Here is a 12603-nt window from a genome sequence, read left to right as displayed (position 1 = left end):
GGGTATCAAGCCTCTATTCCCCAACAACCGTTCAGCCTGAGCGAAGTCGAAGGCCACGCCCCAACACCCCAACCCTCACCGCGTCAATATCAACGTCACCACCGACTGGGGCGGTGCGATATCCCCCACGATATCCACGGACTTATGCACAGCATCGGTCACGATCATCCGCCGCTGCCACCGCCCCGGCACCGCGACGCTTAGCGGCCGTGGCGACAGGCCCGGATTGACATGGACTAGCACCAGCCGCCGTCCATCCGCCGACATCGCCGCGACCGTATCCATGTCGTCCACCGGCACCAGCCGGTCGCCGGGCCGGATATAGCGGCTGAACTGCGCCATCACCCAATATTTGCCCGTCACATGGATCGCATGGGGCTGGTTCGCGGCACCCATCAGGTCGGCCTTGACGATGCCCCAGTTCGATCCCTTCTCGCCCTTACGGGTGCTGAGATCCTCGACCGCCTGCCAGAAGACCCAGGCGGCGGGCTCCAGCCGCTTGAGATCGCCGACGACATGCTCGGCAAAGGCCAGCGGTGACGCCATCCCGGTCAGGTCCTCGGGATCGCCCGACAGCGGCGTGTCGTTCTCGCTCATCCACAGCTTGATGCCCGAGGCGCGGGCGATATCGCGCACCGCCGTCTGGTGGACGGTGCCATAGCTGTGGACGTTCAACTGCCCGATCGCCGCGCGGGTGGCGGGCGGATAGGCGGCCCAGTCCTGTACGAACAGATGCGATGCGGTCTCGTCAGGGGCCGACACGACCGTCGACAGGCCCTTGGCCTTCAGCGCGGCGGCGGTCGCATCGATCATCTGCGCCTGGCGCGCCGGACTCCAATGCGCGCCTTCCTGGGTATTGGCCGCGAACCAGTAGTTGGTGTTCGGCTCGTTGACCGGCGACAGCGTGCGAAAGGTCAGGTGGTGCCGCCGCTGCAGTTCGTCGGTGACGCGGACCAGATAGGTGGCGAAGGCCGCTTCCTGACCGGGACGGAGATTGTCGTCCGTCCCCTTTTCCGCACCCGATACCCGGCCGCTGACCGTCATGAACCAAGGCGGCGAGTTGGAGAAGGCCTCGAAGATCGGTTGCTTCACGCGGGCGGTGATCGCATCCAGCCACCAGCGCTGGTTGGCATCCTGCCCCCAGTCCCATAGGGCGGGATCGTCGGCGCGCCACCAGTCCTTGCCCGTCACGCCTGCCGGTTGCCGCCAGAAGCCGGGCACCGCGCGGCCGACCTTCATATAGGGGGGCGTGTCCGCCGCGTTGCCGCCGCCGATATTGTAGCGCGCGATCGTCCAGCCGAGCCCTTGCGGCCCGTAGAACAGATCGGCCAGCCGCGTCCGCTCCGCCTCGGGCCAGCCACCGGTGACATGCGCGAACCAGGCGAGTGCGGTGCCCCAGCCCTCGAACACCGTCGTTGGGCGATCGATGGCGGGGCGCAGGGTCACGGGCACCGGACGGTCGGCGGGGGGTGGTGCAGCCTGTGCGTGCACTGTCCCCTGACCCAGGATCAGCGCCAGCCCGGTGGCCGCCAGACGGACTTTGCCAAGGATCGTCCCGTTCTTCACCCTGGCGTCTCCCCACGCGTGTCTCACCAAACGTCAGACTATAGCCGGAGGTGCGGCGGGTCCGTCAACCTCCGGCGGATCATGCGTAAGCTGGCCGTCCCGACGCCCTTTTTCCTTGTCGAGCTGACAAAGCCGACATAAAAATCAGACAAATACAGGCGCGATCCGGTCAGGGAATCGCGGGACGTGATAAAGGGGAGTGGTATGAAGTGGCGTTTGGCGGCCGGTGCGGCCGTGGTGGCTCTGGCGAGCCCGGCTTTTGCGCAAAACGGCCCGCAGGTCGCCGCCGTCCAGGTCGATCCCAGCCGCCCCGATTGGGAAAACCCCGCCGTCAATGCACGCGGCACCCGCCCAGCCAGCGCCACCGCCTTTCCCTATGAAAGCCGTGACCTGGCCCTGGCGGGCGACCGGACCCGATCCAGCCGCTATATGAGCCTCGACGGCGACTGGTCCTTCGCTTTCTCCCCGTCTGTGGACGGCGCGCCCAAGGGGTTCGAGCGGCCCGGTTACGACGTGTCCCGGTGGAAGACCATCAAGGTGCCTGCGATGTGGCAGGCCGAAGGATATGGTCAGCCCAAGTACAACAACATCACCTATCCCTTCCCGGCCAATCGTCCGCTAGTGCCGCATGACGATAACGAGACGGGATCCTACCGCCGCGACTTCACCCTGCCGGACGGGTGGCGCGGGCAGGACGTGATCCTTCAGATCGGCGCAGCGGGATCGGCCTATCGCGTCTGGGTCAACGGGCAGGAGGCCGGATATTCCGAGGACTCCAAGCTCCCCACCGAATATGACGTCACCCGGCTGCTGAAGCCCGGCCGCAACGTGGTGGCGATCCAGGTCCATCGCTGGTCGGACGGCAGTTACCTGGAGGATCAGGATTTCTGGCGCGTCTCGGGGATCGAGCGTTCGGTGTACCTGCGGGCGGTGCCGAAGGCGCGGATCGACGACCTGTTCGTCCATGCCGGGCTCGACAAGAACTACCGCGACGGCACGCTGTCGACCGAGCTGACGCTGCCCGCGCTTCCCCAGGCGATGACGGCGCGGATGACGCTGCTCGACGGCGAGCGGGTGGTGGTGACGCGAGACGTAGCCCTGGCCCAGGGCGCCACCTCGGCCAAGCTGGATGCCGCCGTGCCCGGCGTGCGGAGCTGGTCGGCGGAGACGCCCAACCTCTACACGCTACTGGTCGAGCTGGTCGATGTGAAGGGCCAGGTGGTGCAGGCCACGCCGCAGCGGATCGGCTTCCGCACCGTCGAGATCAAGGACGGGCAGGTCATGGTCAATGGCCGCCGCATCATGATCCGCGGCGTCAACCGGCACGAGCATGACCCGGAAACCTTCCACGTCATCTCCGAGGCATCGATGCGCCGCGATTTGGAGCTGATGAAGCGCAACAACTTCAACGCGATCCGCACCTCGCATTACCCCAATGACCCGCGCTTTCTGTCGCTGGTGGACGAGTACGGCTTCTACCTGATGGACGAGGCCAATATCGAGAGCCACGCCTATATGGAGCAGGGCAATCGCAACGGCGATCAGCGCGGCAAATATCAGATCGGCTTCGACCCCGCCTGGGAAAGCGCGCATGTCAGCCGCGTGATGAACATGGTCGAGCGGGACAAGAACCACCCCTCGATCATCTTCTGGTCGCTGGGCAACGAGGCGGGGATCGGACCCAATTTCGAGAAGGCGGCGGCGGCGATCCGGCGGCGCGATCCGGCGCGGCTGATCTCCTATCTCGGTTGGGGCACGCTCGACTGGAGCCATCAGCCCAACAGCTTCGTCGATATCTATGCGCCCATGTATGACGATATCGAGAAGATGGTCGACTGGGCCGAGGACCCGACGCGGACCCAGCCGATGATCCAGTGCGAATATGCCCATATGCAGGGCAATTCGGGCGGCAATTTCAAGGATTATTGGGACACCATCTACGCGCACCGCAAGCTGCAGGGCGGCTTCATCTGGGACTGGGTCGACCAGTCCATGTATCGCTATACCAAGGACGGGCGGCGCTATTGGGGTGACGGCGGCGAGTACGGCCCCAATCCAGGCGGCGATATCGAGTTCGGCGACGGGCTGAACCAGCCCGACCGGACGCCCAATCCGCAGCTGTATGAGGTGCAGAAGGTCCAGTCGCCGATCCGCTTCGACGGTTACGATGCGAAGACCGGACGGCTGACTGTACACAATCGTCATGACTTTATCGATCTGTCGGGCTTCACCTTCGACTGGGTGGTCGAGAAGAACGGCGTCGCGGTGGCGAAGGGCGATCTGCCTGCACTGACGACGGCGGCCGGACAGGTACAGACGGTGGCGCTTGCTCCCAAATTCACCCGCGAGGCCGGGGCGGAATATTTCCTGACCGTCCGCGCCCATGCCAAGGACGGCACAATCCGTGCGGTTCCGGCCCATTACGTGGTCGGCTGGGAGCAGTTCGCCCTGACCGATGGCCCCGCCATGCCGGCGGCGACCACGGGGCAGGTCGCGGTCGCAGATAGCGCCGACAGCGTCACCCTGTCGGCGAACGGCGCGGAGCTGGTCATCGACCGCAAGACCGGGCTCGTCGCGCGCTATGCGGCGGCGGGGCGTGTGCTGGCCAAGGGCGGTCAGCCCAATTTCGTTCGTGCCGAAACCGACAACGACACCGCCAACGGGACCGTCGCCCAGCAATCGCCCTGGTTCACGATGAACGGCCGCTATCAGGTGCGGAGTGTATCGATCGGTCCCGACCGGAGCGTGACCGTCGATCACGAGATGGGGGCGGGCGCGGCGCGCTTTGTCACCCGCTACAAGATGGCGGGCGACGGGGCGGTCGATGTCGACGGGCAGTTCGTACCGCTGAAGGCCGATCTGCCGCCGCCGGTCCGCATCGGCCTGTGGTACACGATGCCCACCTCCATGAAGACGGTGGAGTGGTATGGCCGTGGCCCGCACGAAAGCTATGTCGATCGCAAGACGTCCGCCGCGATCGGGCTGTGGCGAGGGAGCATCGCCGAGCAGAACCATGACTACATGCGGCCGCAGGATACCGGCAACAAGGTCGATGTCCGCTGGATGGAGCTGTCGGGTGAGGGGGCGGGGCTTCGTGTTCGCGCGCCGAAACCGCTGATGATGCAGGCGCTCGCCTTCCCCTATGGGGACCTCTACCGCCGGGCGCCGGGGACATGGAAGTCGACCGATATCGTGCCGCATGGCGAGACGACGCTGATCGTCGATGCTGCGCAATGGGGTATCGGCGGCGACACGACCTGGAGCCATGTCGGCCAGCCGCATCAGCAATATCGCACCATCCTCGCGCCGACGCGCGTCGCCTTCCGCCTGGAGCCCTTCAGCGGCGATGGCACCACCCCCGACAAAGCGAAGCCCGCCCGCGCGACAGAGGTGCAATAGGGCTGTTCTTTACTCGGACAATAAGCCATCATGCCGCATCAGGCAGAGGAGAATCCATGAAAAGGGCAACGAAATTCCTGTTCGCGGCAGCGGTCGCCACGCTGTTCGCGGGCACCGCAACGGCACAAACCGCGCCCGCCGGCACCGCCGATACGGTCGAGGTGCATGCCGACCGTCCGGGTCCCGTCTATAACCGCCGCCTGTTCGGCCAGTTCGCCGAGCATCTGGGCACCGGCATCTATGGCGGTATCTGGGTCGGCAAGGGCAGCAAGATCCCCAACGTCAACGGCTATCGCCGCGACGTGCTCGACGCGCTGAAGGCGATCCGGGTGCCGGTGATCCGCTGGCCGGGCGGCTGCTATGCCGACGAATATCACTGGCGCGAAGGCGTCGGCCCGCAGGCCAAGCGCCTGACCAAGGTCAACACCAACTGGGGCGGCGTGACCGAGGACAACAGCTTCGGCACGCATGAATTCATGAATTACAGCGAGATGGTCGGCGCCGAGGCCTATGTCTCGGGCAATGTCGGCTCGGCCGCGCCGTCCGAAATGGCCGAGTGGGTCGAATATATGACCTTCCCGTCCAAATCGACCTATGCTGAGGAGCGCCGCAAGAACGGTCGCGACAAACCGTGGAAGCTGGCCATGTTCGGCATCGGCAACGAGCTGTGGGGTTGCGGCGGCAATATGCGTCCCGAATATGCCGCCGACGTGACGCGCCGCTATTCGACCTTCCTGAAGGTCCCGGCGGGCGAAAAGCTGATGAAGATCGCCAGCGGCGCCAACAGCGACGATTACAACTGGACCGAAGTGATGATGCGCGACGCGGGCGGCGCGTTCGACGGCATCGGCGTCCATTACTACACCATTCCGGGCAACTGGGATAAGAAGGGCGCGGCCACCGGCTTCGACGAGGAAAGCTGGGCGCGCACCCTGTCCAAGACGCTGAAGATGGAGGAACTGCTCTCCCGTCACTCGGCGATCATGGACAAGTACGATCCGAACAAGCGGGTCGCGCTGCTCGTCGACGAATGGGGCACTTGGTATGATGTCGAACCCGGCACCAATCCGGGCTTCCTGTACCAGCAGAATTCGCTTCGCGACGCGATGGTGACGAGCCTGAACCTCGACATCTTCGCCCGTCACGCCGACCGCGTGCGCGGGGCCAACATCGCCCAAATGATCAACGTCCTCCAGGCGATGATCCTGACCGACGGCGCGCGCATGGTGAAGACGCCCACCTATTGGGTGTTCGACATGTACAAGGACTATCAGGACGCGACCGTCCTGCCGGTCGATGTCCAGTCGCGCTGGTACAACAAGAACCAGTGGGTGATGAAGGCGGTCAGCGCCTCGGCCGTGCGCGACAAGGCGGGCGTGGTGCATGTCGGCCTGACCAATGTCGATCCCAACCAGCCCGCGACCGTCTCGGTCAAGCTGGACGGCGTGACCGCAGCGCAGGTGTCGGGCCGTGTCCTGACCGGCGCGACGATGGATGCGCATAACAGCTTCGACGCGCCGAATCAGGTCGCGCCGCAGCCGTTCAACGGCGCGACGCTGTCGGGCGGCACGCTGACCGTGCAGGTGCCCGCCAAGTCGGTCGTCATGCTGGATCTGCGCTGATGAAGGCCCGCGCCGGAGCGCTGCTCGCCGCCGTCCTGCTTGCGGGGACAGCGGGGTCCGCCGCGCCCCGGCGCGATATGCAATGGAATAGTCCGGGGGCGGGCAATCCGCTGCTCCCCGGCTATTTCGCCGACCCCTCCATCGTGCGCGATGGGGGGCGTTGGTACATCTTCGCCACGATCGATCCATGGGGCGACGATCGTCTGGGGCTGTGGACCTCGGACAATGGCCGCGACTGGACCTTCTCGCAGCCCAACTGGCCGACCAAGCAGGCTGCGACCAGCCCGACCTCGGGCGATGCCAAGGTCTGGGCGCCTTCGGTGGTCAAGGCGCCCAACGGCCGCTGGTATATGTATGTCTCGGTCGGCAGCGAGGTGTGGGTCGGTTCCGCCCCTTCGCCGGCAGGACCATGGGCCGATGCCAATGGCGGCAAGCCGCTGATCGCGCGGGACTTCGCCCCCCAATATCACATGATCGACGCCGAAGCCTTTATCGACGATGACGGCCAGGCCTATCTCTATTGGGGATCGGGGCTGAACTGGGTCAACGGGCATTGCTTCGTCGTGAAGCTGAAGCCCGACATGGTCCATTTCGACGGCGTGCCGAAGGATGTGACCCCCGCCAACTATTTCGAAGGCCCCTTCATGGTGAAGGAGAAGGGGCGTTACCTGCTGACCTATAGCGACGGCAACACCACCAAGGACACATACAAGGTCCGCTATGCGGTCGGCCCGTCGCCGATGGGCCCGTTTACAGAGGCGGCGAACAGCCCGCTTCTCGAAACCGATGCGGCCAAACAGATCATCAGCCCCGGCCATCACGCAATCTTCGCCGACAAGGGGAAGTCGTACATCCTCTATCACCGCCAGGCCCTGCCCTTTGTGATGGGCGGCGAGCGCGTATTGCGGCAGGTATCGGTCGACCCGCTGACGGTGCGGGCGGACGGCACGTTCGAGAAGGTCCGGCCCAGCCATGATCCGGTGATCCCGGCCTTTGCGGCAAAGCGGGATCGCGGGCTGCGCTGGACGGGCAAGGGCGTGGATGCGCTGGCGGCGGACGATAACTACGCGACCGCGTGGCGGCCCGAGGCCGGGCAGGCGCCGGTGCTGACCGCCGATCTGGGCGGGTTGCGGGACGTACGCGAAAGCCGGATACGCCCGGCCTTTGCGATCCAGCCGCAGGATTTGCGGATCGAGGCGTCACCGGACGGCAAGAGCTGGCGCGAAGTGGCGGCCGAGGCGGGGGTGAGTGGATCGCCCATCACCCTGCGCCATCCGGGCAAGGCGCGCTTCCTGCGCATGACGGTGCAGGCGAAAGAGCCCGCGATCCTGGAGTGGTCGATCTTCTGATTCGAAGCCCCTCCCGCAGGCGAGTTTCAGGTCGGTCATGCCCCCGGCATGACCTAAACGATGCGGGGCATCGTTTACCTGAAACTGGGTTTGGGGAGGGAAGGGCCGCGAGGGATGATCTCTGTGAGACTCTTTTCCCTCCCCCATCCCCTCCCGCCTGCGGGCGGGGCGGGCCTGTAGTGAGCGGCATGTTTCCCCTCCACCGTTCAGCCTGAGCGAAGTCAAAGGCCAAGGGTAGGCCTTTCCTCAAACCCCACAAAAATCGTAACACAGGGCGTGCTAGGACAGACCTGCATGGCGACATACGCATCGAACCCGATGGGAGGCCCCCTCACGCCCTTCCTCTCGACCTGGACGGCCCCCGATGGCTGGGTCCACCGCCGCTATGACCGCCCGCACGAACCGGGCAAGGCGCGGCGCGGGCGGTTGCTGTTCCAGACCGGCCGCGCCGACATGATCGAGAAATATGGCGACGCGATCGACCATTTCCGCGCACAGGGCTGGGACGTCACCGCCTTCGACTGGCGTGGGCAGGGCGGGTCGGGGCGGCTGACCGGCGACGGGACCGGGCATATCGACCGGCTCGAACGGCTGGGTGAGGATCTGACCGCCTTTTATGCCGGATGGGTGCGGCCGGACGAAGGACCGCATGTCGTGCTGGGCCATTCGATGGGCGGGTTCGCGACCCTCTCCGCGCTGGCCGGGGGCGGGATCGCGCCCGATGCGGTGGTGCTGGTTGCGCCGATGCTGGCACTGCGCTCGCCGGTCGGCCAATGGGCGGGCGCACGCTTCGCACGCTGGCAGGTCGGGCGCGGCGATCCGCTACGCCCCGCCTGGCGACGGCTGGAGACGCCCGCCGCCGCGACGGCGCGGCAGAAACGGCTGACCCATGATCTGGCGCGCTTTGCGGATCAGCAGGCATTTCGACAGGCGCAGCCCGAGCTGTGTCTGGGATCACCCAGCTGGCATTGGGTGGCGGAGGCGTTTCGCGCGACGGCGGCGCTCCGCGACGATCCCGCGCTGGCACGGATCGAGACGCCGGTGCTGATGCTGGTCGCGCTCGCCGATCGACTGGTCGATGCGCGGGCGGCGGCGCGGGTGGCGCAGCGTCTGCCGCAGGGCGAGCTGGTCGCCTTCGGTCGTGCTTGCGCCCATGAGATATTGCGCGAGGCCGATCCGGTCCGCGCCAACGCCTTGGCCGCGATCGCCGCCTTTCTCGACCGGCGCGCGCCGGTTACCTCACCCCACAGCGTACCGGACCACCGCCCGTAACCCGGCATTTGGGCGTGCCCGCCACCGTCACCTTGCCCAGCCCGCCATTGGCGACCGCCGCCGTATAGCGCGCGCGTGCGGCAATCTCGCCGGGACCGTCGAGCATGACGGTCAGGTCGCCCGCTTCCAGCGCATCGGCCGCAATGCTCGCAGGCCCGTTGGCCGCCAGTCGCGCCTTGCCGACCCGGCCGCCCTCGATCGTCAATCTGGCGGGGCCGAACATCGTCGCGGCCAGCTGATCGCCGTCCACCCGCCCGACCCTCACCTCGCCCGTGCCCGTCACCGACAGGGCAAGCGCGCTGCCCTTCATCGCCTGCACCGTCACCTGCGCGCCACCGATGACGGTGACGCCGGAGATCGGCGGCGCGGCGAGGGCCAGCGTGACCGGCGCGTCGCCCCCGCCCGAGCGTCGCAGGACCAGCGTGCGGCCCATCACCTGCGCCTCGACCTGCCGCAACGCCGCGCCGTCACCGGACAGGGTTCCGCGGGGTGAGGGGGCGGTGGTCAGGGAGACGCGGAACGGCCCCTCGACCCGCAACGTGTCGAAACTGCTCAGATCGACGCGCCGGTCGGCGGCCATGGCCGGTGCAGCTACGAGCAGGGCCGGGGCAAGGAACGCGAAAGCGGTGCGGATCGACATCGGCGTCATCCTCGCACCGCCCCATCGGTGTCGCAAGCAGGTCTCCGTTACAATGTCCGTCCGCAACGCACCGTGCCTGAGCCGCCCTTATGGACGGTGCAGACCGAGTTCGGTCCCAGATCGACATCGCCCGATCCACCCAGTGACACCTTGGCCGGGCCATCGACCTGCACCGTGACCCGGCCCGATCCGGCGATCCCGACCTCGGCCTGTCTGGCATGAAGCCCGTTGGCGCGTATGTCGCCCGATCCCGCGATGCCGATCTTGAGCGCGCCGACCGTGCCGCTGGCATTGACCGAGCCGGAACCCGCCACACCCAGTTCGGCCTGTTCGACCCGCATCGTCCCGATCGACATGTCGCCCGACCCGGCAATCCCGCCCTTGAAGCGCGCACCATCGATCCGGTCGATCCGCATCTGCCCCGAACCGGCCAGCCCCGCCTCGGCCAGGCGGGGCAGCGTCACCAGGATGCGGACGTCGCGGCGGCTGCCCCAATGGATGCCCTTCTTCATGCCGATCAGCAGCGTGTCGCCATCGCGCGCGATGCGCAGCTGATCCAGGTCGGAAGGCGCCCCTTCCGCCCGCACCGAGAAGTCGCCGCCGACCCGGATATCGACCGGATCGCTGCCGCTGCTCGACACCGCCGTGAAGCCGCGCGTCGCATAGCTGCGCGCATTGCCAGACCCTTGCGCGGAAACCTCCTGCCCCTTGGCGTCGCTCTCGAACGAGCAGGCGGCGGTGGGGATGGCGAGCACAAACAACCCGGCAAGCGTGGCGAGAAGGGGGGATTTTGCCATGAGCGATCTCCTGTGTATTGATTGTATAATACACATAGGCAGGGACATCGCGCAAATGAAAAGGGGCGGCTCCGCGCGGAACCACCCCTTGTTCGTATTGGCGAAGACCGGCGGCCGATCAGGCGGCGGGCTTTTCCTTGTTATAGATGGCGGCGGCAGCGCGCAGGATCTCCAGGATCTTTTCCTGGGCGCGCGGCTCGTCCACTTCTTCCATCGCGGCGAGTTCGCGGGCTAGGCGGCTGGTGGCGGCCTCGAAGATCTGCCGCTCGGAATAGCTCTGCTCGGGCTGGTCGTCGGCGCGGAACAGGTCGCGGACCACTTCGGCGATCGACACCAGGTCGCCCGAGTTGATCTTCGCTTCATATTCCTGGGCACGGCGCGACCACATGGTGCGCTTGACCTTGGGCTTGCCCTTCAGCGTTTCCATCGCCTCGCGCATGGTCTTGTCCGAGGACAGCTTGCGCATGCCGACCGACTCGGCCTTGTTGGTGGGAACGCGGAGCGTCATGCGCTCCTTTTCGAACCGCAGCACGTAGAGTTCGAGCTGCATCCCTGCGATTTCCTGCTTTTGCAGCTCGATAACGCGGCCCACGCCATGTTTGGGATACACGACATAGTCACCGACGTCGAAGTGGAGCGCCTTGGCAGCCATTGGGGGCCTTTCCGGATCAGGGCCTTCGCACGAGCGCCGAACAAGCGGAAATGGGTCCACTGATCAAGTCGGCCTCGGGAAGGAAGGGTCGAACACATCAAAGGCGGGCGGTCGCGAAAACAGCTATGCCCGTCGCGGAACCATATAGCATGGTCGCAAGAAAATTACCAGCATATGTGCAGGGTAGCGGAACCATCCGGTGCGGGCGGCCTACGCATCCCCATTCCATCTTTCCTCCCCTGTAAGGGGAGGGGGACCATGCGCAGCATGGTGGAGGGGTGTCCTGCCATCGAAAGGGGGTACACCCCTCGGTCAGGCCTTCGGCCTGCCACCTCCCCTGAAAGGGGAGGAATGATCGGGATCAGTCGCCCTTGCCGGGCGCGTCCCGGTTAGTCGCCCTTCCCGGGCTCCGGGCTGAAGAACTGGTCGTACTTGTTCTCGACACCCTTCATCGCATCGGCGTCGGGCGGCGTCTGGTCGAGCTTGCGGGTGACGTTGGGCCACTGGGCGGAGAAGGTGTTGTTCAGCTCCAGCCATTGTTCCAGCCCGCTCTCGGTGTCGGGCAGGATCGCCTCGGCCGGGCATTCCGGCTCGCACACGCCGCAATCGATGCATTCCGACGGATTGATGACGAGCATATTCTCGCCCTCATAGAAGCAGTCGACGGGACACACCTCGACACAGTCCATATACTTGCAGCGAATGCAGGCATCGGTGACGACGTAGGTCATGACAACTCCCAAGGTACGAACGCGTGCTGCTATGCCGCGTGCGGCGATCCGTCAACGCTTGAAACCGTATCAGGGCCCGAAACCATATTGGGGCTAGAGACCGGCGAGGTGACCAGATCGCAGTAACAGGCGCGCCCCTCGGCGGGCGGCCCGCGCCGGACGGGCAGCGATTCCACCCGCAGCACGCGCACTTGACCATGATGCGCAAAGGTCAGGATGCTGCCGATCCGCACCGGCGCATGGGCCCGGTCGATCGCGCGGCCGTCCATGCGGAAATGCCCATCGCACGCCATCGCCTGCGCCGTCTCCCGCGACTTGGCGATCCGCGCCCACCAGAGGAAACGGTCGAGCCGCATCGACTCGAGGGCAGGGGCGCGGGTGCTCATGGGGTGGGGCGGTCCTTTCTGTGGGTCATGGAAGGCGCGGGCAAGCCCATTCCTCCCCAAGCTATGCTTGGGGAGGGGGACCATCCGCAGGATGGTGGAGGGGCAGGGGCTTGGCGATGACTTTCGCGGCCTGGCGCGAGCCGCAGGACATTGCCCCTCCACCACCGCTTCGCGGCGGTCCCGCTCCCC

At 66.1% G+C, this 12603-nt stretch carries 10 protein-coding genes; 4 read left to right on the top strand and 6 right to left on the bottom strand.

The features are described 5' to 3' along the window. Nucleotides 1-75: 75 nt before the first annotated feature. Nucleotides 76-1566 (bottom strand): glycoside hydrolase family 30 protein, encoded by a 1491-nt coding sequence (locus tag NS355_RS14770; RefSeq protein WP_244489700.1) that lies wholly within the window; start codon nucleotides 1564-1566, stop codon nucleotides 76-78. 204 nt (nucleotides 1567-1770) lie between these two features. Between NS355_RS14770 and NS355_RS14765 the strand changes: the two genes are divergently transcribed. The 4 genes from NS355_RS14765 (at nucleotide 1771) to NS355_RS14750 (ending at nucleotide 9208) form a co-directional block, all read left to right on the top strand. Next, nucleotides 1771-4965 (top strand): glycoside hydrolase family 2 TIM barrel-domain containing protein, encoded by a 3195-nt coding sequence (locus NS355_RS14765; protein ID WP_058746402.1) that lies wholly within the window; start codon nucleotides 1771-1773, stop codon nucleotides 4963-4965. Nucleotides 4966-5021: 56 nt separating this feature from the next. Continuing rightward, complete coding sequence (locus tag NS355_RS14760; RefSeq protein WP_058746401.1) at nucleotides 5022-6587, top strand: alpha-N-arabinofuranosidase; 1566 nt, start codon at nucleotides 5022-5024, stop codon at nucleotides 6585-6587. Further along, entirely contained in the window at nucleotides 6587-7936 is a 1350-nt protein-coding gene (locus tag NS355_RS14755) for a family 43 glycosylhydrolase (protein ID WP_058746400.1), read from the top strand. The genes NS355_RS14760 and NS355_RS14755 overlap by 1 nt, the downstream gene beginning before the upstream one ends. Before the next feature lie 294 nt (nucleotides 7937-8230). After that, nucleotides 8231-9208, top strand: a complete 978-nt coding sequence (locus NS355_RS14750; RefSeq protein WP_058746399.1) for an alpha/beta fold hydrolase — start codon at nucleotides 8231-8233, stop codon at nucleotides 9206-9208. Here the strand turns inward: NS355_RS14750 and NS355_RS14745 are convergent. The 5 genes from NS355_RS14745 to NS355_RS14725 all read right to left on the bottom strand — a co-directional run bounded on the left by NS355_RS14745 (nucleotide 9171) and on the right by NS355_RS14725 (nucleotide 12414). Beyond that, complete coding sequence (locus tag NS355_RS14745) at nucleotides 9171-9848, bottom strand: GIN domain-containing protein (RefSeq protein WP_167345471.1); 678 nt, start codon at nucleotides 9846-9848, stop codon at nucleotides 9171-9173. The genes NS355_RS14750 and NS355_RS14745 overlap by 38 nt on opposite strands. 47 nt (nucleotides 9849-9895) lie before the next feature. Next, nucleotides 9896-10645, bottom strand: a complete 750-nt coding sequence (locus NS355_RS14740) for a head GIN domain-containing protein (protein WP_058746397.1) — start codon at nucleotides 10643-10645, stop codon at nucleotides 9896-9898. Nucleotides 10646-10763: 118 nt separating this feature from the next. Beyond that, on the bottom strand, nucleotides 10764-11297 hold the full coding sequence (locus NS355_RS14735; protein WP_042486954.1) for a CarD family transcriptional regulator: 534 nt from the start codon (nucleotides 11295-11297) through the stop codon (nucleotides 10764-10766). A gap of 389 nt (nucleotides 11298-11686) precedes the next feature. Continuing rightward, on the bottom strand, nucleotides 11687-12028 hold the full coding sequence (fdxA, locus tag NS355_RS14730; RefSeq protein WP_042486955.1) for a ferredoxin FdxA: 342 nt from the start codon (nucleotides 12026-12028) through the stop codon (nucleotides 11687-11689). Between the two features lie 29 nt (nucleotides 12029-12057). Further along, a complete protein-coding gene (locus tag NS355_RS14725) occupies nucleotides 12058-12414 on the bottom strand; it encodes a S4 domain-containing protein (RefSeq protein ID WP_056438888.1) in 357 nt (118 codons plus the stop codon). Nucleotides 12415-12603: the final 189 nt, after the last annotated feature.

Origin of the sequence: Sphingomonas yabuuchiae, assembly GCF_001477495.1 — a bacterium.
Classification (GTDB): Bacteria; Pseudomonadota; Alphaproteobacteria; order Sphingomonadales; family Sphingomonadaceae; genus Sphingomonas; species Sphingomonas yabuuchiae_A.
The sequence above is the reverse complement of the archived record's forward strand: the minus strand, read 5'-3'. Positions and strand labels throughout refer to the sequence as shown.